The 21,661-nt window shown below is 68.8% G+C and carries 19 protein-coding genes; 8 read left to right on the top strand and 11 right to left on the bottom strand.

Annotation, left to right across the window (positions count from 1 at the left end; translation table 11 throughout):
• Positions 1-5 precede the first annotated feature (5 nt).
• The 5 genes from GB932_RS12815 to GB932_RS12795 all read right to left on the bottom strand — a co-directional run bounded on the left by GB932_RS12815 (position 6) and on the right by GB932_RS12795 (position 4,364).
• Positions 6-1,226, bottom strand: a complete 1,221-nt coding sequence (locus GB932_RS12815) for a fatty acid desaturase family protein (protein WP_156761091.1) — start codon at positions 1,224-1,226, stop codon at positions 6-8.
• Between the two features lie 66 nt (positions 1,227-1,292).
• On the bottom strand, positions 1,293-2,219 hold the full coding sequence (locus GB932_RS12810) for an ABC transporter substrate-binding protein (RefSeq protein ID WP_156761090.1): 927 nt from the start codon (positions 2,217-2,219) through the stop codon (positions 1,293-1,295).
• On the bottom strand, positions 2,216-2,998 hold the full coding sequence (locus GB932_RS12805; protein ID WP_306769959.1) for an ABC transporter permease: 783 nt from the start codon (positions 2,996-2,998) through the stop codon (positions 2,216-2,218). The genes GB932_RS12810 and GB932_RS12805 overlap by 4 nt, the downstream gene beginning before the upstream one ends.
• Positions 2,944-3,615, bottom strand: coding sequence for an ABC transporter permease (locus GB932_RS12800; RefSeq protein WP_156761089.1), 672 nt, complete (start codon positions 3,613-3,615; stop codon positions 2,944-2,946). Before GB932_RS12800 ends, GB932_RS12805 begins: the two co-directional genes overlap by 55 nt.
• On the bottom strand, positions 3,612-4,364 hold the full coding sequence (locus GB932_RS12795) for an ATP-binding cassette domain-containing protein (protein ID WP_156761088.1): 753 nt from the start codon (positions 4,362-4,364) through the stop codon (positions 3,612-3,614). The genes GB932_RS12800 and GB932_RS12795 overlap by 4 nt, the downstream gene beginning before the upstream one ends.
• A gap of 134 nt (positions 4,365-4,498) precedes the next feature.
• Here GB932_RS12795 and GB932_RS12790 point away from each other — a divergent pair, with 134 nt between their 5' ends.
• Positions 4,499-4,936, top strand: coding sequence for a DUF1761 domain-containing protein (locus tag GB932_RS12790; RefSeq protein WP_156761121.1), 438 nt, complete (start codon positions 4,499-4,501; stop codon positions 4,934-4,936).
• On the opposite strand, the gene GB932_RS12785 is transcribed toward GB932_RS12790, so the two are convergent.
• Positions 4,926-5,723 carry a helix-turn-helix domain-containing protein gene (locus GB932_RS12785; protein ID WP_156761087.1) on the bottom strand — a complete coding sequence of 266 codons (798 nt, stop codon included), beginning with the start codon at positions 5,721-5,723 and terminating at the stop codon, positions 4,926-4,928. The genes GB932_RS12790 and GB932_RS12785 overlap by 11 nt on opposite strands.
• 68 nt (positions 5,724-5,791) lie before the next feature.
• On the opposite strand from GB932_RS12785, the gene GB932_RS12780 reads away from it, so the two are divergent.
• Entirely contained in the window at positions 5,792-6,310 is a 519-nt protein-coding gene (locus GB932_RS12780) for a VOC family protein (protein WP_156761086.1), read from the top strand.
• A 13-nt stretch (positions 6,311-6,323) separates the two neighbouring features.
• Here the strand turns inward: GB932_RS12780 and GB932_RS12775 are convergent, their stop codons facing one another.
• The 4 genes from GB932_RS12775 to GB932_RS12760 all read right to left on the bottom strand — a co-directional run bounded on the left by GB932_RS12775 (position 6,324) and on the right by GB932_RS12760 (position 9,649).
• Entirely contained in the window at positions 6,324-6,767 is a 444-nt protein-coding gene (locus tag GB932_RS12775; RefSeq protein ID WP_231916180.1) for a DUF5684 domain-containing protein, read from the bottom strand.
• A 105-nt stretch (positions 6,768-6,872) separates the two neighbouring features.
• A complete protein-coding gene (locus GB932_RS12770) occupies positions 6,873-7,361 on the bottom strand; it encodes a hypothetical protein (protein WP_156761085.1) in 489 nt (162 codons plus the stop codon).
• 46 nt (positions 7,362-7,407) lie between these two features.
• Positions 7,408-8,409: a LacI family DNA-binding transcriptional regulator gene (locus GB932_RS12765; RefSeq protein ID WP_156761084.1), complete on the bottom strand. Its 1,002-nt coding sequence runs from the start codon at positions 8,407-8,409 to the stop codon at positions 7,408-7,410.
• 10 nt (positions 8,410-8,419) lie between these two features.
• Positions 8,420-9,649, bottom strand: coding sequence for a Gfo/Idh/MocA family protein (locus GB932_RS12760; RefSeq protein WP_156761083.1), 1,230 nt, complete (start codon positions 9,647-9,649; stop codon positions 8,420-8,422).
• 157 nt (positions 9,650-9,806) lie between these two features.
• On the opposite strand from GB932_RS12760, the gene GB932_RS12755 reads away from it, so the two are divergent.
• The 6 genes from GB932_RS12755 to GB932_RS12730 all read left to right on the top strand — a co-directional run bounded on the left by GB932_RS12755 (position 9,807) and on the right by GB932_RS12730 (position 19,477).
• Positions 9,807-10,742: a carbohydrate ABC transporter permease gene (locus tag GB932_RS12755; RefSeq protein WP_156761082.1), complete on the top strand. Its 936-nt coding sequence runs from the start codon at positions 9,807-9,809 to the stop codon at positions 10,740-10,742.
• 11 nt (positions 10,743-10,753) lie between these two features.
• Complete coding sequence (locus GB932_RS12750; RefSeq protein ID WP_156761081.1) at positions 10,754-11,674, top strand: carbohydrate ABC transporter permease; 921 nt, start codon at positions 10,754-10,756, stop codon at positions 11,672-11,674.
• A 20-nt stretch (positions 11,675-11,694) separates the two neighbouring features.
• Positions 11,695-13,032 carry an ABC transporter substrate-binding protein gene (locus tag GB932_RS12745; RefSeq protein ID WP_156761080.1) on the top strand — a complete coding sequence of 446 codons (1,338 nt, stop codon included), beginning with the start codon at positions 11,695-11,697 and terminating at the stop codon, positions 13,030-13,032.
• Between the two features lie 71 nt (positions 13,033-13,103).
• Positions 13,104-15,263, top strand: a complete 2,160-nt coding sequence (locus tag GB932_RS12740; protein ID WP_156761079.1) for an alpha-galactosidase — start codon at positions 13,104-13,106, stop codon at positions 15,261-15,263.
• Positions 15,264-15,373: 110 nt separating this feature from the next.
• Positions 15,374-17,032 carry a glucose-6-phosphate isomerase gene (gene pgi / locus GB932_RS12735; RefSeq protein WP_156761078.1) on the top strand — a complete coding sequence of 553 codons (1,659 nt, stop codon included), beginning with the start codon at positions 15,374-15,376 and terminating at the stop codon, positions 17,030-17,032.
• Between the two features lie 402 nt (positions 17,033-17,434).
• The gene (locus GB932_RS12730; protein ID WP_156761077.1) at positions 17,435-19,477 is read left to right on the top strand and encodes a putative periplasmic lipoprotein; all 2,043 of its coding nucleotides are present in this window, start codon (positions 17,435-17,437) and stop codon (positions 19,475-19,477) included.
• Between the two features lie 44 nt (positions 19,478-19,521).
• Here GB932_RS12730 and GB932_RS12725 read toward each other — a convergent pair whose 3' ends face one another.
• Positions 19,522-21,573, bottom strand: coding sequence for an acyltransferase family protein (locus tag GB932_RS12725; RefSeq protein ID WP_197517472.1), 2,052 nt, complete (start codon positions 21,571-21,573; stop codon positions 19,522-19,524).
• Positions 21,574-21,661 lie beyond the last annotated feature (88 nt).

Raw genomic sequence — 21,661 nt, 5'->3', positions numbered from 1 at the left:
TCGCGTCAGCCGCGGCCGAACTGCGCCGCGGCGGGGCAGTCGAACGGGTCGCGCGCCGCGAGCCCCACACGGTTGAGGTACTGCACGACGATCGCGTACGACTCGATGAGCGACGTCTCGGTGTACGGCACCTCGTGGCTCGCGCAGAAGTCGCGCACGATCTCGCGCGCCTTCGCGAGGTGGGGGCGCGCCATGCTCGGGAACAGGTGGTGCTCGACCTGGTAGTTGAGCCCGCCCATGAGGGTCGTGGCCCACCATCCCCCGCGGATGTTGCGCGAGGTGCGGACCTGCTTCGTGAAGAAGTCGAGCTTCGCATCGGGCGCGATCACGGGCATGCCCTTGTGGTTCGGCGCGAACGAGGCCCCCATGTACACGCCGAAGACGGCCATCTGCACGCCGACGAAGGCGAAGGCCATGCCGAGCGGCAGGAACATGAAGATCGGCGTGAGGTAGAGGGCGAAGCGCGCCGCGATGATCGACAGCTCGGTCCAGCGGCCCTTGACGGGTCCGCGCGAGAGCAGGTGCACGATGCTGTGGCGGTGAAGATTCAGCCCCTCGAGCGTGAGGAGCGGGAAGAACAGCCAACCCTGATAGCGATTGATGAGGCGGGTCAGCCCCCGCGCCTTGCCCGCGTCTTCGTCGAGGAACGCGATCGTGTCGACCTCGATGTCGGGATCCTTGTCGACGCGGTTCGGGTTCGCGTGGTGACGGTTGTGCTTGTGGTTCCACCACGAGGCGCTGAGGCCCATCGAACCGGCGAGGATGACCGCGAGGCGATCGTTCGCGGGGCCCGTCGAGAGGATCTGCTTGTGCGCGGCCTCGTGTGAGAGGAACGCGACCTGCGTGAAGATGATGCCGAGCGCGCCCGCGATGAGCAGCTGGAGCCAGCTGTCGCCGAGAAGGATGAAGCCCGTGACGGCGCCGCCGAAGGCGACGACGAGCGCGGCGCCGACGAGGGCGTAGAACCAGCGCGCCCGCTGGAGGAGGCCCATCTCGCGGGCGACCTGCGAGACCTGCGAATAGGCCTTCGCGACGTGGGGGAAGTCCTCCGCGCGGGCGTATGTCTGACGGATGGGGCCGAGGCGGCTCGGCGCGGCGGTCTGGCTGGAGGAGATGTCAGCACCGTTTCGATCGCGACGGGCCGGAGCTCCGTCTGCATGGAAGCCATGGGCGTTCGCCGATCGCTTCCTCCTACGGTAGGCCCTCCCCCATGCACTTCGCGGCATGCGAGCGACACCTCATGTCGGAGGCATCGGACGCGCCCAGGGTCCGGGCGCGTCCGATGAGGCGGATCAGAACAGGCCGGACGCGTCGAGCCACCCCTCCGCGATCTCCTGAGAGGCGAGCTTGTCGACCGAGCTCTGCGTGTTGAGCGCGATGAGGTCGTCGGTCGTGAGGGCGCCCTGCACCGCGTCGATGGCCGCCACCGCCTCGTCGGACGCCGCATCGGACGAGATGAGCGGCACGATGTTCTGCGCGAGGATCATGTTCTCGGGATCGTCGAGCGTCACCAGATCGTTCTCGGCGATCGACGGCGTCGTCGAGTAGATGTCGGCCACCTGCGCCTCGCCGTCGAGGAGCGCCTTGAGCGTGTTGGGCCCGCCGCCGTCGTTGATGGGCAGCAGCGTCGCCTCGACACCGTAGACGTCCTTCAGGCCGGGGATGCCATAGGGGCGCTCGGCGAACTCGGGGTTCGCGGCGACGGTGATCTCGCCGTCGACCGCGGCGAGGTCGGCGAGGCTCGTGACGCCGTTCTCGTCGCTGAACTCCCGCGTGACGTTGTAGGAGTCGGCGTTCGCCGCCTCGGCCTGGTCGAGCACCTCGAAGCCCTCGGGGACGGCGCCCTGGAGGGCGGTGTAGACCTCGTCGCTCGCCTGTGCGTCGGCAGTGTCGTCGAAGTGCTGCAGCAGGTTTCCCGTGTACTCGGGGACGAGATCGATCGAGCCGTCCTCGAGCGCCGCGATGTAGACGTCGCGCGCGCCGATGCCGGGGCTCACCTCGACCTCGAGGCCGCTGCGCTCGAGCGCGCCCGCGTAGATGTAGGCGATGATCTCGGACTCGGGGAAGGCCGCCGAACCGACGACGATCGTGCCCGATGCCGCGCCGTCGCCCCCGTCGCCGGGATCGTTCGCGAGCGGGTCGCTCGACCCGCACGCCGTGAGCGTGAGCGTCGCGGCCGCGAGGCCTGCGACCGCCGTGAGGATCCTCTTCTGCGTCATGATGCATGGGCCTTTCGTATCTCGGTGTCGGACGTGCGGGCGCGCCTCCGCGACCCACGGTAGTGGGATCCGCGGACACCGCGGGGCGTGAGGGCGCGTTCGACGGCCGCGAAGGCGAGGTCGGCGACGAGCGCCAGCGCGATGACGATGAGCGAGCCGCCGAGCATCTGCGCATAGTCGCGCACCGCGAGCCCGTCGATGAGGAAGCGCCCGAGGCCGCCCAGCGGCAGGAACGCCGCGACCGTCCACGTGGCGATGACCTGCAGGGCCGCCGATCGCACGCCGCCCGCGATGAGCGGGAGCGCGAGCGGCAGCTCGACCTGCCAGACGGTCTGCGCGGTCGTGAACCCGACGGCGCGGGCGGCGCCGCGCGTCTCGGGCGCGATCGCCTCGATGCCCGAGTAGGTGCCCGCGAGGATCGGCGGGATCGCGAGGATCACGAGGGCGAGGAGGGGTGGGAGCAGCCCGCTGCCCATGAGCAGCGCGAGCAGGGTGACGAGGCCGAGCGTGGGCAGCGCGCGCAGCGCCCCCGTCAGCGGGACGACGACGTCCCGCCCGCGCCCCGTGTGGCCGACCCACACCCCGATGGGCACCGCGATCGCGACGGCGATCGCGAGCGTGAGACCTGAATAGGCGAGGTGCTCGGTCGCGCGCGCGGCGATGCCAGCCGGTCCGCCCCAGTTCGCGGCGTCGCCGAGCCAGGCGAGCGCGCTCGCGAAGACGTTCATGCGGCGACCGCCGCTCTTCTCGCGCGTCGCGGCGCGGCGCGTCGCGTCCATGGCATGAGCGCCCTGCCGGCCAGCACGAGCGCCGCGTCGAGGAGCACCGCGATGAGCACGGTGCCGATCACGCCGACCGCGATCTCCGTCGCGAAGCCGCGCTGGTAGCCGTCGACGAAGTAGTAGCCGAGCGACTGCACCCCGATGAGGGATCCGACGGTCACGAGGCTGACCGTGCTCACCGACACGACGCGCAGACCCGCGAGGAGCACCGGCCCCGCGGCGGGCAGTTCGACGCCCCAGAAGCGCTGCCACGCCCCATACCCGACGGCGGTCGCCGCGAGGCGCAGATCGCCGTCGACGGAGGCGAGCGCATCGGCGCTCGTGCGCAGCATGAGCGCCAGAGCGTAGAAGCTGAGCGCGACGACGACGTTGATCGGATCGAGGATCCGCGTGCCGATGAGCGCGGGCATCACGATGAACAGCGGCAGCGACGGGATCGCGTAGAGCAGCCCGGAGGCGCCGAGCAGCACTCCGCGTCCGATGCGGTGGCGATTCGCGAGCCAGCCGAGCGGGAGCGACAGCACGGCGCCGATGACGGTCGGCACGACCGCGAGAACGACGTGCTGCCCCGCGTACTGCAGGATCTGATCGAGGTTCGCGAACAGCCAGGTCACCGCAGGATGCTCCTCGGCCGTCCGGCCTCGATGAACGCGGCCACGAAGTCGTCGGCGGGCTCGTCGAGCAGTTGGCGGGGCGAGTCGAGCTGGGCGAGCCGGCCGCCGGGACGGAACAGCGCGACCTGGTCGCCGAGCAGGAACGCCTCGTCGATGTCGTGTGTGACGAACACGATCGTCTTGCCGAACTGGTCGCGGAGGCGGCGCAGCTCCTCCTGCAGGTCGGCGCGGACGACGGGGTCGACGGCGCCGAACGGCTCGTCCATGAGCAGCAGGTCGGCGTCGGCCGCGAGGGCGCGGGCCACGCCGACGCGCTGCTGCTGGCCCCCCGACAGCTGCGCCGGGTAGCGCGTGGCGAGGGCGCCGTCGAGCCCGACGGCGCCCATGATCTCGCGGGCGCGTTCGCGCGCCTCGCGCCTGTTCGCTCCCGCGAGCACCGGCACGGTCGCGACGTTGTCGAGCACCGTGCGGTGCGGGAGGAGGCCGGCGTGCTGCATGACGTAGCCGATCGATCGCCGCAGCGCGACCGGTTCGCGCGTCGCGACGTCGTCTCCCCCGACGAGCACGGCGCCGCTCGTCGGGTCGACCATGCGGTTGATCATGCGCAGCGCGGTCGTCTTGCCGCTGCCCGATGACCCCACGAAGCAGGTCGTCGTGCCGCGGGCGACCACAAGGTCGAGGGAGTCGACCGCGAGCGTGCCGTCGGGGAACGTCTTCGACACACCCCGGAACTCGACTGCCGTCTGCATGCGGACCCCCTCGAACGAAACGTCTGCCGCCGACGCTATCGGCAATGACCGACATCGGGGACCGCCGGGGCACGATTCGTCGAGACGGCCGCGCCCCCTTCCTGCGCATCGGCCGCGCGCGCTACCGTCGACGCATGATTCCCGAGATCAACTACTGGGCCGTCATCGTCGCGACGCTCTCGACGATCGTCGTCGGATCGACCTGGTACGCGCCGAAGGTGTTCGGCGCCCGCTGGGCCGAGCTGACGGGAACGCGCACCGATGGCGAGGCGAAGGACGCGATCGGCCCGATGATGCTGACCGTGATCGTGAGCTTCGTGACGGCCTGGGTCCTCGCGGGGGCGACCACGATCGCCTGGCACTTCTATCAGGGCAGCTACCTGCTCTCGGCCGTCGTCACGGCCGCGCTGCTGTGGGTCGGCTTCACCGCGGCGCGCCTGATCACGCACGATGCGTTCGAGAAGCGCCCCGCGCAGCTGACGATCATGAACATCTCGCACGAGTTCGTGACGATCCTGCTCATGGGCATCATCCTGGGCGTCTGGCCGCCCGCGGGCATCGTCATCTCGTGACGTCGCCCGACCGGCGGTAGGCGGTCGGCGTCATGCCGAGGGTCCGACGGAAGTCGGCCGTGAGGTGCGCGTGATCGGCGTAGCCGAGCTCCGCGGCGATCCGCGCGATCGTCAGCGCGGGGTCGTCGCGCAGGCGCTGGGCGGACTCCTGCAGCCGGTATCGCCGGATGATGGCCAGCGGCGCGACGCCGACGTATCGACGCGCGAGGCGCTGCACTCCGCGCACCGAGATGCCCAGGCGGCGTGCGAGGTCGTCGACGCGCACGATGTCGCGGTCGCCCGCGATGGCGTCCTCCATCGCATTGGCGAGCAGCCCGCCTCCGTCGGGCGCCTCGAGGTGCGCCGACGCCCAGCGTGAGAAGACACGGACGGCGCCCTCGCGCGCGACATCGTCGTCGGAATCGGACATCGTCCGAGCGACCTCGCCGGCCAGCTCAGGCACGTCGAACGCCACCTCTGCGTCGCGGATCGCCGATGGATCCGATGTGAGGGACGTGAGCCCAGCGGGGCGCAGGAGTGCGCCGACCGCCCAGCCGCTCCCCCGCAGCTCGCGGTGCGACGCGCGCGTCGTCGGCCCGGCGATCGTCACCCCGCCCGGCTCGACGACGATGTTCGAGGCAGGAAACGGCAGCACGTCCTGCCGCGAGACGGCGCCCGGCGGCAGGTTCCACCGTGGGATCCAGAACCATCGCACGCGATCGGCGAGCGCGGCGGGCGCCGGCTCCCGGCGGAACGACGGCAGCCGCTCCGGATAGAGGATGCCGCGCGGGTCGCTCGGGTCCGTCATCGCGCTCTCCGCCGGACGTGTCGCGAATCTCCAAGCGCGACGGACGCGCGCCGCCGTACCGTGGCCGCATGACCCACCAGAGCACTCCTCCTCACGGCGCGACCGGCGCCCACACCATCGACGGCCGCCCCCGCACCGCGACCACTCTCACCCCGTACCTCGCGATCGCCGGCGCCGGCGACGCGCTCGAGTTCTACCGCACCGTGTTCGGCGCGCGCGTGATCGACGTCACGCGATTCGGCGACGTCGTCGCGCACGCCGACCTCGACTTCGGGACGGGACGCCTCCAGCTCGGCGAGCCGAGCCCGGACTGGTCCACGGTGCCGGCCCCGGGCGGCGACGCCGACTGCTATTCGATCGGCCTGTACTGCGCCGACGTCGACGCGGTGGTCGACCGCGCGGTCCGCGCCGGGGCGACCGTGCGCGAACCCGTCAGCACGTTCGTCTCGGGCGACCGATACGCATCGTTGCGGGATCCGTTCGGCGTGCGCTGGACGATCACGACGCGTGTCGAGGATCTCTCCGATGAGGAGAGCGCGCGCCGCGTCGCCGCGTGGGCCGCCGAGCAGCAGGCGTCGACGGCCTGACGCGCAGCCGACCTCAGCGTGTCTCGGGCTGGTAGCGGTCGCCGCCGAAGCCGACGATGAGGTAGCCGATCGGCGCGAGCAGCCACAGCATGAAGAACGAGAACGCGCCGCCGTGGCCGAAGTTCCTGCCGACCTTGATCGCGACGACGATCAGCAGGATCACGTTCACGATCGGGACGATGTAGAGCAGCGCGAACCAGAAGCTCATGCGCGCGACCTTCAGCAGAAAGATGATGTTGATGATCGGGATGATCCCGAGGATGCCGGGGAGGCCGGCCTTGCTGAACGTCTTCCAGAGGCCGATCGCCACGGCGACGTACACGATGAAGCCGACGACGCCGCCGCTCACGCCGAAGGCGGCGAGGATGCCGCCGAAGGCGCCCGTCCCTCCGAAGTCTCCATAAGAGGACGCGGACGCGAGGAGCCCTGTCTGCTGGGCCAGCACCAGTGAGTTCATACGGACAACATAGCGAGCGTCCAGCCTGTCTGTCAGGAGGCGGTTCGGCCCGTCTCTGGTGCACGCTCGAGGAAGCCACGGGGATGCGCGGGCGCCGGAGGAGACTCAGCCGTCGGCGTCGCGGCCGATTCCGGCGCGAGCGGCCAGCGCATCGAGCACCGCCCCGAACACCATCCGCACCGCCACCATGGCCACCACCGCGACGAACGGCAGCAGGGGCAGGAAGACGATCAGGCCGATCGTGCCACGCAGGACGCCGAGCAACGCGGGCAGCACGACGAGTGCGGCGAGCACGGCCGAGATGAGGAGCTGCCAGAGCGCGCCCGCGAGGGGCCCGGCGCCTCCCGATCGCGTGCGGTGCGCGAGCATCGTGGCGACCACCGCACCGCAGACGCCACCCCCTCCGAACGTCACGAACACCGCGACGATCTGCAGGAATCCATCCGCGCCGCTCGCAAGCACGGCCGAAGCCGCCATCGCGCCGACGAGCGCCACACATGCGACCGCGCCGGCGAGCGCGGGGCGTGAGTACCCCCAACGCAGGTGCCGCGCGACGCGTCGGAGATCCCGCAGGGTGGCCTCGTCGTCGCTCACGTCGCCACGATAGCGGGCGCCGGAGGTCCGGCACCGAGGCGCGACCTCAGCAGCCGCAGGATCCGCCGACGACGAGCGACGTCGTCATGATGCGGCTCCTCGGCTCCGCCGACGCGCTGAGCAGCGCATCGACGGCCGCCTCCGCCATCGCGGCGACGGGCTGCGCGACGCTCGTGAGCGTCGGCCAGCTGTAGGCCGCGTCGATGGATCCGTCGAACGAGACGATCGCGAGATCCTCCGGAACGCGGATCCCCATCTCGTGCGCGACCTTGAGGACACCCCGCGCCATCTGATCCGAGGCGACGAACAGCGCCCGCGGCACGGCGTCCGAACGCACGAGGTGTCTCATCGCCGCGTATCCGCCGTCGGGCGAGAACTCACCGCGCCCGATGGGCCCGAGCGCCAGACCCAGCTCCTCGAGGCTGCGACGCCACCCCGTCTCGCGCCCGTCCTCGTCGGTTCCCGTCGCACGGCCGACGATGAGCCCGATCCGCTCGTGCCCGTGACCGGCGAGATGCTCGACGGCGAGGCGCGCGCCGCCCGCGAGATCGACGCCGACGGCGTCGCGCGAGGGTGCGGCCGCGCTGTGGTTGAGGAGGACGATCGGGATCCCCTGCAGGTCGACATCCCGCAGAACGGGGTCGTGCGTCGAACTGCACAGGAAGATCCCATCGACCAGGCGCGCCGAGAGGTGCTCGAGGTGCCGCCGCTCGGTCTCGAGGGACCCGTCCGCATTCGCCGTCAGAAGCGCGTATCCGCGCCGCGACGCCGCGACCTCGACCTCGTGCGCGAGGTGCGCGAAGTATGGGTTCGTCGCGCTCGGCACGATCATGCCGAGGGTCTCGGTCGAACCGAGCCGCAGTGCGCGGGCCGACGGGTTCGGCCGGTAGCCGAGGCGCGCGACGGCCGAACGCACCCGCTCCTCCGTCTCCGGAGCCACGCGCTTCGTCCCGTTGACGACATAGCTGACGACCGCGGGGCTCACGCCCGCGAGCCGCGCGACGTCGCTGCGTGTCGCGCGGCTCGGCGCGCGCGAGGGAGTCGTCATGAGCGTCATCCTATGGCGCGGACCGGAGGGACTCCTCGACAGGCGCATCCCCCAGATCGGGGATCTCGAGCCGCTCCCCGCCGCGCAGGGCGGAGCGGTGGGCGACGATGCCGGGCAGCGTGTAGCGTGCGGCCTCCCACGCGTGCACGGGCGGGAGCGCGCCCGTCGCGACGGCCCGGGCGAAGTCGTCGACCAGGAAGTGATGACTGCCCTCGTGGCCGCTCGGGAGCCGGCGCAGCTCCTCGGGGAGCCGCTCGGCGTCGTGCACCGGAGCGAGCCCGGAGATGAAGGCGTCCCGCAACGCGGGATCGACGTCCGCGAGTGACGGATCGTCCGGCGACATCGTGGGCCGCGTCTCGAGCAGCTCGCTCACGTCCTCGTAGCCTTCCTTGTCCTGCCAGACGGCGGCCCGGACGAGCTGCTCGAAGCTCGCCTCCGTGCCGAAGTAGCGGAACCGCGACTCTCGCAGATGCGAGGGATAGCCGACGCGGCGGAACTCGTTGATGCGCATGCTGCCGCCGCCCGCGAGCTCGAACAGCGCCGTCGCGTTCGAGAAGTCGTTGTCGAACATGCTCACGTCGCGGTCGAAGACCCCATCGCCCCGGTCGTCGCGCATGCCGATGCAGCTCACGCTCGTGGCGCGGCCGCCGATCGCGCCGAGCACGCCCCCGACGGAGTGGGTCGGGTAGAGCATGGGCGGGTAGCTCGCGGTGCGCTTCCACTCCTCGCCGCCGGAGTGCTGATAGGCGGCGTAGAAGCCGAGATCCATGTCGTGGACGTAGTCACCCTCGGCATAGAAGACGCGGCCGAAGGCGCCCGCGCGCCGCCGCTCGCGCGCATAGACGGTCGCGGGGTTGTAGTAGCTCGTCTCGCCCATCATGTAGGTCAGGCCCGTCGAGCGCACCGCATCGATGATCGCTCGGATCTCCTCCTCGGACACCGCCATCGGGACGGCCGAGTAGACGTGCTTGCCAGCCTCGAGCGCGCGCACCACGAGGGGGCCGTGCGTCCACCGCTGCGTGAAGATCGCGACGGCGTCGACATCGCTCGCGAGCATCTCGTCGAAGCTCGCGACTGCGCCGTCGAGACCCTCGCGCTCGACGAGATCCCGCGCGCGTTCCGGGAGGACATCGGTCACCCGCACGCTCGTCACGAGGGGGTGGGCGCGGAAGAGCTTCGCGAACTGGCCGGAGAACTGTCCCGCGCCGACGATGCCGAGGGAGAAGGTCGAGGTTGTCATATGCGGAGTCTGCCAGCCCCAGTTACACGAGTCAACCTCGGGTTGTCCCGCGCCGTTCACTGATTTCACGGCGGAGAATCTGCCACTTGTGTGGACATAGTGACTCGTGTAACTTCGCCGTCACCCACTGACCATCGCATCACGACGGAGTATGAAGATGGCAACTACGACGATCGTCGTCGGCCGCGCTCGAGCGCGGCGCGACGGCGGAGCACGACTCAGACGCGGACACACCGACCTCCGCGTGGCCCTCGCCTTCATCGCCCCCGCGTTCCTGGGGCTCATCGCGTTCTACGTGTTCCCGACACTGCGCGGCCTCTGGCTGAGCTTCACCGAGTACAGCATCCTCGGCTCTCCCGCATGGGTCGGCCTGGCGAACTACGAACGACTGTTCGGCGACCCGCTCTTCTGGAACGCCCTCGTCGTCACGCTGCAGTACGTGATCATCAACATCGTGCTACAGACGGCGCTCGCGCTCGGCCTCGCCCTCCTCATGCACCGCGTCGCCAAGTCGACCGTCATCCGCGGCATGCTGCTCATGCCGTACCTCATGGCGAACGTCATCGCGGCGCTGCTGTGGTTCTGGATGCTCGACTACAACCTCGGCATCGTCAACCAGGTCGTCGACTGGCTCGGGATGCCGCGCGTCGCCTTCTTCGGCTCACAGGAGTGGGCGATCCCGACGCAGGCCATCATCAACACGTGGCGACACATGGGTTATGTCGCGCTGCTGATCTTCGCCGGCCTGCAGGCGATCCCGAACACGGTCTACGAAGCCGCGAACCTCGACGGGGCGAACCCGTTTCAGCAGTTCTTCCGCATCACGCTGCCTCTCCTGCGACCCGTGCTCGCGCTCGTGCTCATCCTCACGATCACCGGCTCGTTCCAGGTGTTCGACACGGTCGCCGTCACCACCCAGGGCGGGCCGGTCAATGCCAGCCGCGTGCTGCAGTACTACATCTGGCAGAAGGCGTTCGCCGAGCAGGAGTTCGGGTACGGATCCGCCATCGCCGTCGTCCTCTTCCTCATCCTCGCCGTCGTCGCCTTCATCCAGATGAAGGTGCTGCGCGGCAACGAATCGGATCTGGCGTAAGGAGCCCCACGATGTCCGACACACGCACCCTCGTGACCGGCTCGCGCCGCCGCCCGCGGCACTTCTCCTGGCGCCGGGTGATCCCGTGGGCCCTGCTCGTCCTCGCCGTCGCCGTCAGCGTGCTCCCCTTCTACTGGGTCCTGCGCACCGCCCTGTCGACGAACGGCGCACTCGCGGCGAACTCCGCGAGCATTCTCCCGGCCGACTTCAGCATCGGGTCCTTCCTGCGGGTCTTCGGCCTGCAGTCGCCCGCGGAGGCGATCGCCGAAGGCGGATCCGGCGCGTCGATCAACTTCTGGATCTACCTGCGCAACTCCGCCGTCTTCGCGACCGTGACGACCGTCGGCGCCGTGTTCTTCAGCTCCATGGCAGCGTACGCGTTCTCGCGCCTCAGGTGGCGCGGGCGCGACAAGGTCTTCGGCCTGTTCCTCGCGACCGTGCTCGTGCCGCCGATCTTCACGGCGCTGCCGAACTTCCTCCTCATCCGCAACCTCGGCCTCCTCAACACGATGGCGGGCCTCGTGCTGCCGTTCCTGTTCATGACGCCGTTCGCGATCTTCTTCATGCGGCAGTTCTTCCTCAGCATGTCGCGCGAGGTCGAGGAGGCGGCGATGCTCGACGGCGCGCGGCACTGGCGGATCTTCTTCCAGATCGTGCTTCCCAATGCCGCCGCCCCGCTCGCGACGCTCGCCCTGCTCACCTTCATGACGCAGTGGAACGAGTACTTCTGGCCGCTCCTCGTCGCCTCCGACGACAGCACGCGCGTGCTCACCGTCGGCCTCGGCGTCTTCAAGTCGCAATCCCCCCAGGGCGCGCCCGATTGGTCCGGCCTCATGGCCGCGACGCTCGTGTCGGCGCTTCCCGTCCTCATCCTCTTCGCCATCTTCGGCAAGCGGATCGTCAACTCCATCGGCTTCAACGGCACCAAGTGATTCCCGAAAGGACACCCATCATGAAGAACGCATTCGGCACGAGGGCGATCGGAGCGACGGCGCTCCTCGGCGCATCGGCCCTCGCCCTCACGGCATGCGGCGGCGGCAGCGGCGCAGGAGGCGACGGCGTCGTCGACTACTGGCTCTGGGACGCGAATCAGCTGCCCGCCTACCAGCAGTGCGCGGAGGAGTTCAACGCCTCGCAGGAGGACGTCACGGTCGAGGTCACCCAGACCGGCTGGGACGACTACTGGAGCAAGATCACGAACGGCATGGCCGCCGGCACGGCGCCGGACGTGTTCACCGATCACCTCAGCAAGTACCCCGACTTCGTCGCGACCGATCAGCTGCTGTCGCTCGACGACCTCGAGGCCGACACCTCGATCTACAACGAGGGCCTGGCCGACCTCTGGGTCGGCCAGGACGGCAGCCGCTACGGCCTCCCGAAGGACTGGGACACCGTCGCGCTCTTCTACAACAGCGCGATGGCCGAGGAGGCCGGCCTCACCGAGGACGATATGGCGAACCTCGACTGGAATCCCGATGACGGCGGATCCTATGAGGATGCGATCGCGCGCCTCACGGTCGACGAGAACGGCGTGCGCGGCGACGAGGACGGCTTCGACAAGGACAGCGTGGCCGTGTACGGCCTGGGGCTGAACTCCTCCGGAGAGGGCATGGGCCAGACGGAGTGGTCGTACCTCACCGCGACGCTCGGCTGGACGCACACGGACGAGAACCCGTGGGGAGAGCACTACAACTACGACCAGCCGGAGTTCCACGAGACGTTCGAGTGGTGGGCCTCGCTCGTCGAGAAGGGCTATATGCCGCCCCTCGAGACGACGGTGGGCGCATCGGCGGCCGACAACTTCGGCGCCGCCAAGACCGCGATCAACTCGCACGGCTCGTGGATGATCGGCCAGTACGCGGGCTACGACGGCATCGACCTCGGCATCGCGCCGACGCCGATCGGCCCATCCGGCGAGCGCGCCTCGATGTTCAACGGCCTCGCCGACTCGATCTGGGCCGGCACCGAGAACCCGGAGGGCTCGCTCGCGTGGGTCGAGTACCTCGCGTCGGCCGCGTGTCAGGACGTCGTCGCGGAGCACGCCGTCGTGTTCCCCGCGATCTCGAGCTCGAGCGAGCTCGCGGCGGAGGCCTTCGCCGAGAAGGGCGTCGACGTATCCGCATTCACGACGCACGTCGAGGAGGGCACGACGTTCCTCTTCCCGATCGCGGAGAACGCCGCGAAGGTCGTCGGCATCATGAAGCCGGCCTCCGACGCCGTCCTCACGGGCGGGGCTCCCGCGAGCTCGTTCACCGACGCCAACGACCAGGTCAACGCGCTCTTCGAGTGATCCCTCCGCGGGCGGCGCGGGGTCCTCCCCCGCGCCGCCCGCCTTCGTTCCCCGCCACGAAAGCGAAACCCATGCCTCCTCTCCACCTGCGCGCCGCCGGCGTGAGTGTCGTCATCGCCTTCCACACGGGCGAGGCCGAGATCGTCCACTGGGGCGCCGACCTCGGCGACGATCTGCCCGCGCTCGAGACCCTCGTGGATCCGATCCCTCACTCCGCCCTCGACGTGCCCGTCACCGCGGGCGTCGTCCCCCAGGCCTCGTCCGGCTGGCTCGGCCGCCCGGGGCTCCGCGGCAGCCGCGTCGTCGACGGTCGCGCCGGCCGCGACTTCTCCCCCGCACTGCGCGTCGTGTCGGCGATCTGCGACGCAGGATCCGCCGAGATCGTCCAGCGCGATGACGCCGCGGGCGTCGAGGTCGTCTCGCGGCTCACGATGCACCCATCGGGGCTGCTCGAGGCCCGAAACGTCCTCCGCAACACGGGCGACGCGCCCTACCAGCTCGATCAGCTCGCGGTCACGCTGCCCGTTCCGAACGACGCCGCAGAGCTGCTCGACCTCACCGGGCGCTGGTGCCGGGAGAACCACCCCCAGCGGCAGGACATCCGTCGCGGCACGTGGGTGCGATCGGGCAGGCACGGGCGCACGGGGCACGATTCGTCGATCCTCGTCGCGGCCGGCTGGGCGGGCTTCGCGAACCGGAGCGGGCGCGTCTGGGCGACGCACCTCGCGTGGTCGGGCGACCACGAGCAGTTCTTCGATGCGCTCGCCGATGGCCGCCACATGACGGGTGCCGCGGAGTTGCTCGGATCCGGCGAGGTCGTCCTCGCCCCCGGCGAGGCCTACGAGACGCCGTCGCTCTTCGCGGCGTTCTCGGCTGACGGCCTCGACGGCGTGACGGCGCGATTCCACGACTGGATCCGCGCCCGGCCACAGCACGTCGGCGTCTCCGGCGATCGTCCCCGGCCCGTCATCCTCAACACGTGGGAGGCGGTGTACTTCGATCACCGGCTCGAGCCGCTCGTCGAACTCGCCGAGGCGGCGGCCGACATCGGCGTCGAGCGCTTCGTGCTCGACGACGGCTGGTTCCGTGGGCGCACGCACGACGAGGTGGGGCTCGGCGACTGGTACGTCGATGAGGAGCGCTGGCCGGATGGACTCACCCCCCTGATCGACGCCGTCACCGCGCGCGGGATGGAGTTCGGGCTCTGGGTCGAGCCCGAGATGATCAACCTCGACTCCGACGTGGCGCGTGCGCATCCCGAATGGATCGTGGGGCCCGCCCCGGCCGGCGGACGCCTGCCCCTCGAATGGCGACACCAGCACATCATCGACCTCGTCGACCCGGAGGCGTGGCGGTACGTCTACGACCGCATCGACGCCCTGCTGCGCGAGAACGACATCGCGTACCTGAAGTGGGATCAGAACCGCGACCTGGCCGAGCACGGCCATGACGGGCGCCCGTCGACGCACGCGCAGACGCGCGCCGCCTACCGGCTGTTCGCGGCGCTGAAGGAGGCGCACCCGCACGTCGAGATCGAGTCGTGCTCGTCGGGCGGCGCGCGCGTCGATCTGGGGGTGCTCGCGCACACCGACCGCGTGTGGGCGTCCGACTGCAACGACGCGCTCGAGCGGCAGACGATCCAACGCTGGACGGGGGCCGTGCTGCCGCCCGAGCTCGTCGGCTCGCACGTCGGGCCGACGCACGCGCACACGACGGGGCGCACACACGACATCGTGTTCCGCGTCATCACGGCGCTGTTCGGCCACTTCGGCATCGAGTGGGACGTCCGCGACGCGACCGACCGCGAGCGCGAGATCCTGCGACGCGGCATCGCGCTGTACAAGCGGTTCCGCCCGCTCCTGCATTCGGGGCGGCGTGTGCACGCCGATCTGCCGGATCCGGCCCTGGCGCTGCACGGGGTCGTCGGCGACGACGAGGCGCTGCTCGCCGCGGTGATGCTGCGCTCGCCCGTCGCGGAGATGCCGGGCCGCGTGCGGATCCCCGGCCTGGATCCCGAACGCACCTACCGCCTCTCGCCCCTCATGCCGACGGCCGAGGACTTCCCGCGCACGACGGAGGGCGACGCCGAGAGCCCGTTCGTCCAGATCCACGGCCCCGCCTGGTTCGACGTCGGGATCGAGGCGACGGGGCGCTTCCTCGCCGAGGTCGGCGTGCCCCTGCCCGTCCTGCGGCCCGAGCAGGCCGTGCTGCTGCACGCCGCGGCGATCTGAGCCGGCCCCGGGCGGGTGACCGCACACCCCGCCCGGGGTCCTCTTCGCGCGGATCCTCCTCACATGACGCGCGGCGCGCACGTGATCCCCAGTCTCGGTAGGTTGGCACCATGACTGCTCCTGTCGACCCCACCTCCACCGCAGCCTGGGCCGAGCTCGCCGCGCACCGCGACGGCTTCTCCCCCGACCTCCGCGCCTGGTTCGCGGACGATCCCGCCCGCGCCGAGCGGCTCACCCTGGACCTCGCCGACCTCCACGTCGACCTGTCGAAGAACCTCGTGACCGACGAGATCCTCGCCTCGCTCGTGAAGCTCGCCGAGCAGACCGGCGTCGCCGAGCGCTACTCCGCGATGATCGCCGGCGAGCACATCAACACGACCGAGGACCGTGCCGTGCTGCACACGGCGCTGCGCCGGCCCGCCGGATCCCCGCTCGTCGTCGACGGGCAGGACATCGACGCCGACGTGCAGGGCGTGCTCGACCGCATCGATGCGTTCGCAGACCGCGTGCGCTCGGGCGAGTGGACGGGTGTGACGGGCAAGCGCGTGACGCACGTCGTCAACATCGGCATCGGCGGCAGCGACCTCGGCCCCGTGATGGTCTACGAGGCGCTCGCGCCATATGCCGATGCCGGCATCGAGGCGCGGTTCATCTCGAACATCGACCCGACCGACCTCGCGCAGAAGACCGCGGGCCTGGATCCCGAGACGACGCTGTTCATCGTCGCGTCGAAGACGTTCACGACGCTCGAGACGCTCACGAACGCGCGCCTCGCCCGCGACTGGCTGTGGGCGGGGCTCGGCCTCGAATCCGACGAGGAGCGCTCGGCCGCCGTCTCGAAGCACTTCATCGCGCTGTCGACGGCGCTCGACAAGGTCGCGGAGTTCGGCATCGACACCGACAACGCGTTCGGGTTCTGGGACTGGGTGGGCGGTCGCTACTCGGTCGACTCGGCGATCGGCGCCCCGCTCGCCATCACGCTCGGCCCGGAGCGCTTCCGCGAGCTGCTCGACGGATTCCACGCGGTCGACGAGCATGTGCGCACGACGCCCCTCGAGCGGAACGTGCCCGTGCTGATGGGACTCCTCAACGTCTGGTACACGAACTTCCTCGGTTCGCAGTCGCACGCCGTGCTCCCCTACGCGCAGCAGCTGCACCGATTCGCCGCCTACCTGCAGCAGCTCACGATGGAGTCGAACGGCAAGTCGGTGCGGTGGGACGGCTCGCCCGTGACGACCGACACGGGCGAGGTGTTCTGGGGCGAGCCCGGCACGAACGGCCAGCACGCCTTCTACCAGCTCATCCACCAGGGCACGCGCCTCATCCCCGCCGATTTCATCGCGTTCGCGAATCCCGCGTACCCGCTGACCGACGGCGGGCGCGACGTGCACGGCCTGTTCCTCGCGAACTTCCTCGCGCAGACGAAGGCGCTCGCGTTCGGCAAGACGGCCGCAGAGGTCGAGGCCGAGGGCACGACGGGATCCCTCGTCGCGGCGCGCACGTTCGCGGGCAACCGGCCGACGACGTCGATCTTCGCGGACTCGCTCGCACCGAAGGTGCTCGGCGAGCTCATCGCTCTGTACGAGCACATCACCTTCACGCAGGGCGTCATCTGGGGCATCAACTCGTTCGACCAGTGGGGCGTCGAGCTCGGCAAGCAGCTCGCTCTGCAGATCGCCCCGGCGATCGAGGGCGACGCGGAGGCGCTCGCGGCGCAGGACCCGTCGACGCAGTCGCTCCTCGCGTACTACGCCGCGCACCGCCGCTGAGCGGAACCCCTCGCGCCGACGCCGGCGCCGTCCCTCCCCTCACGGAGGCGACGGCGCCGGCGTTCGGCGTCAGGGCGCGGCAGACCTGGAGCATCTCGATTCGGCACGGGAGCGATACCGATGTGCCTCCCTCCCGGCTTCGAGTACGCGATCAAAGTGTTGGTCTCAGGTCGTCTGGACTGCTTTCTGTGAGCGATGGATGAAAGCCCGCGCGAAATCAGAGAATCGGTAGGCATCAAGCGGACGGCCCTTGACCGGGGTCGGCTCAGAGTGGAAGGATTCCTGTTACACGAGGCAAATCAACGGGATGCACTCGAGGAAACCGGGCCAGATGTACAGTCCAGGGACGATCTCGATCTGCCCGTGGCCGCATACGGTGGGCCTATCGAGAATGGATCACTTTTGAGCACCACACCGGATTTCGAAGCAGCGGACTCCACAGCTGACACCGACGATTCACGGCTCGCCACAGCCGACAATGAAGTCGCTCTGGCGACTGTCCCGACGCGCCATGACTCGACGAACATCATCGTCGACCCCGACTTCCGTGACCCGCAGGCAGCCTGGACGCTCGGATCGAACGCCACAACTGTCGACACAACGGGCGGGCCTGGTCGCGCCCTGAAGCTCGAGGCCGACGGCAAATGGACTCCCACTTACAATGTGGCTGCCCCTCCGGTCAAGGTGGGCGAGGAGTATCTCTTCCAAGCGCGCGTCCAGAACAACATCGACAAGGCCGTCACCATGCGGTTCCACTGGACGGACAAAGATGGTGTGAGTCTCGGCTACAGAGCATGCAACGTCGCCGCGGGCACGAGCTGGACAGACTACGCGTGGGGTGTTACCGCTCCCCCAGACGCTGTCAGGGTTCGTATCAGCCTCCGCCTCGGTGGCTCCACTACGGGGAATGCGTGGATCACGAAGTTCCGCTTACTTCGTCGTCCGACGATGAAGCAGCTCGCCCCCGACGTTGCCGCACGCATCGACGCTGCGACGGAGGGTGTCATGGCCGTCGAGCACGCCGTGGCCGGAATCTCGCCAATGAACTTCGGAGCAGCCGGAAATGGTACGACAGACGACACCGGTGCGCTCCGTCGTGCGATCAACGCCGCGGGAACTACGCCGATCCTCATCGACCGCGAATACCGCATCACCGGTACGCTTGCGACAGCACAAGGGCGCCAGACCTTCCAAGGCGCGGGTGGACGTATCATCGCTGATGCCGCATCGACCTACCCACATTGGGGCGAGTACGCGATCTTCAAGAACAATCACGGCAACACCACCTACCGCGATATCGTCACTGTCGGCGGAGAGTTCGTGTATATCTTCGGCCGCGGCCAGCTCGGCAGCGGATCCCCTAAGGGGCCAGCCCGTGGGCGCATTATCAATTGTCGTGCGTTCAGGTGCTCCGTCTTCGCCGACCTCTGGCACTGCGATGATGTGCTCGTCGAAGGATGTTACGCGGATGTGTACCGCGCCGGTGTCATCGGACACGGCGGGGAGAGCAATCCCGAATCGAGCAATTACATAGATCCGAGCTCGTCAACGGCGAACGCTCGCGGAATCATCTCGAACAACATCTTCAAGTCGAAGCTGCCACCGTCTGGCTTCGGCACGCCTGACGCCGAAGGTGCCAAGAGCACCGGCGTGTTCCTCACATCCTGCCGAGACTACGTAGTGAGCAACAACTATGTCGAGAATGCTCGTGATGTGTCGATCGATTTCGAGGGCTGCTTGCGTTGCAAGGCATCCGACAATATTGCTATCGACGCGAACTACGGATGCTATACGACATTCTTCAGCGCGATACAGTGTTCCTTCATCGGCAATCTCTCTGTGCAGACCTCCTCGACTACGGTTGAGAAATACTCGAGTGGCCCACGTGCTAGCTTTATCTTCACTCCAAGCGCGAACGGACGCACAAGCACGCGCCTGGAAAACCTGGTCATCGAGGGCAACGAGGTCTACAACAACTCCGGCAACAGCGACATGGCGATCGTCGAAGCGGCCCTGACCGACGGATCGTTCCGCGACAACGTGATCTGCACGATCAAGAACAATAAGATCCACCAGGGCAGGATCATCATGCGCGGCGGCGTCGAGTCGACCATTCAGGGCAACACCGTATACAACGGCGCGATCGAGACCTACGGTTGCGGTCGCATTCGGATCATGGACAACACTGTTCGCCGCCATTCGGCGCTCTCTGCGGGAATCCGTGTGAGTGCCACGAACAACAATGGCGGCGCTGGATCGCGCCCCCTCATCGCCAACAACTACGTGTGGATTCCCGATGGCGGGACGGGCGCGGCCATCAGCGTCGGTGGGCCGTCGGGACGCCGAGTCTACGCAACAGTTGCGAACAACTACATGTCCGTCAGCGTCCATCAATCAAACGGCGACACGACCGTGAAAGTAAACGGCAATACTATCCTCAACTGAGCGCGAGAAACTCCACTCACCTAGCTGCACGCCGGGCCGAGCTTCTATTCCTCAGTGTCGTCGAGGAACGAAAGCCGAGCGCGCAAGAGCGGGGCCAATAGGGACGCATACTGCTTGGTGATGTGTAATTCGTCTCGCATCGTCGGAATCGTACCGACAAAGATCGGGCAGCGTCCGTCCAGGCAGAACCACTCCTCGACCGTCACGTACTGTGCGCCCGCATTCTCGGCGGCGACGCGCTCGCCCTCGGTGACCTGTCGGTACACGCCATCGACGAGGTGAACGCAGTCGTCGGGGATCACCCCCGCGGTCGCGCAGCTCGCCGCGGTGTCACCCTCGCTGCGTCGTGGCGGTGACTGCAGGAACACGACATCCGCGCCGGTGGCGACGAGCGCCTCGGCGAGCTCACCCGTCTTGGTCGCCCACATGAACGCGCCAGTCGACATCGGATCGGCCGCGGGAGTGATGTGTTCGACTCCTGCATAGAGGTCGCTGACAAAGATCGCATCGGCGTCCGCCTCGGCGACTGCGCCGAGCACGTCGTCCTGATGCTTCTCACACGACTCCTCGTGCGCGGCGTCGTCGTACCAGCGCGTGATGTCGGTCTGGTAGCACGCCGCCATCGTCAGCCCCCGCAGGTTCCAGCCCGTCCCGAGGGCCGCACGGATCATCGGGAGCGCCACGATCGCCGTGGAATCCCCGATGACGAGGGCCGTCCTGTCCGCGCCGCTTGAGGGAAAATAGCATGAGTTCGGATCACTTACGACGGTGGCACTGCATCCAGCCCGATCCTCGTCGGGGACGCCCAGCGTCGCCACGTCGCCCAGCTTCGGCGAGAGCGCCGGGTAGGTGTCGGCGTCGAGTGCCTCCTGGAGCATGGCGCGCACGTCGGCGTCAGATCGGGGCGCGGCAGAGGCCGCAGTACCCGCCTGAGGTGAGATCCCGAGCGTGAGCGTGAGCGCCAACGCGAGCCCTACGACGCTCGTGACGGGGACCGCGCCGCGCGCCGACACGAAGCGGCGCGTAAACCAGGCGGCACGGCGTGCCGGATTCTCGACGAGATGGAAGCTCACGGACGCGAACGCCACGGAGATCACGATCGCAGCGACTTTCCCGATCGCTCCTTGCACAGGGAACACCACCGGAAGGAAGATCGCCACAGGCAGGTGCCACAGATATAGCGAGTAAGAGATATCGCCGACGTAGGTGGTGACGCGATTGGTCAGCGGCCAAACGTTCTGCGGTTGTCCGCCCGTCCCTGACGCGATGATGGCGCACGTCGCCAAGACAGCGACGATCGCCCCCGGCACGGGCATCGTGACAGGATCCGTGCGTGCCAACGCAAGCGCGAGAACGGTGATACCTGCCCAGAGAAGTGGCGTTCTCCATGAAGAAGGGATGCGCGTGAGCGGCCCGGCTGTGGCAGCAAGCAGCGCTCCTGCGGCAAGCTCCCACGCGCGCGTGAGCGTCGAGAAGTACGCGAAGCCTGAGTCGAACGAAGTCTGCAGGGCACCCCACGCAATCGAACCGGCCGAGAGCAGAATGACGATGGCGATGACCGCCTGTCGAAGGCGCCGCGGGCGCCGCGCCGCGAGAACGCAGAGCCCGACCACGATGAGGGGCCAGAGGAGGTAGAACTGCTCCTCGACACCGAGCGACCAGAAGTGCTGCAGCGGCGACCGCGTGCCGAGATCGTCCCAGTAGTCGGCCCCTTTCGCCGCGAATCGCCAGTTGCTCACGAAGAACACGGAGGCCAGCGCGTCCGCGCTGACCGAGCGCGCTTGCCCCGACCCCAACAGGGTCCAGGAAGCTGCCACCGTGACGAGCAGCACGATGATCGCCGCAGGCATGAGCCGCTTGATACGGCGACGGTAGAACCCGGTCAGCGAGACCCGTCCGTCGCGGTCGACCTCGCGAAGGAGGAGCGAGGTGATGAGGAATCCCGAGATGACGAAGAACACGTCGACGCCGAGGAAGCCACCGCTCGGGCGCCCGTCCACATGATGGAGGACGACGGCGATGACGGCGACCGCTCGAAGTCCCTGGATGTCGAGCCGCCTCGCGGTTGGGCGGAGGCTCGGGGAATCCCTGCTCACGGCCGCCAGCCTAACGGCTCGGGAAGAGGGCGACGCGGAGGCGCTCGCGGCGCAGGACCCGTCGACGCAGTCGCTCCTCGCGTACTAC

The sequence above is a fragment of the Microbacterium karelineae genome (genome assembly GCF_009745985.1).
Classification (GTDB): domain Bacteria; phylum Actinomycetota; class Actinomycetes; order Actinomycetales; family Microbacteriaceae; genus Microbacterium; species Microbacterium karelineae.
Note: the sequence above shows the minus strand (reverse complement) of the source record. Positions and strands in the feature narration are given on the sequence as shown.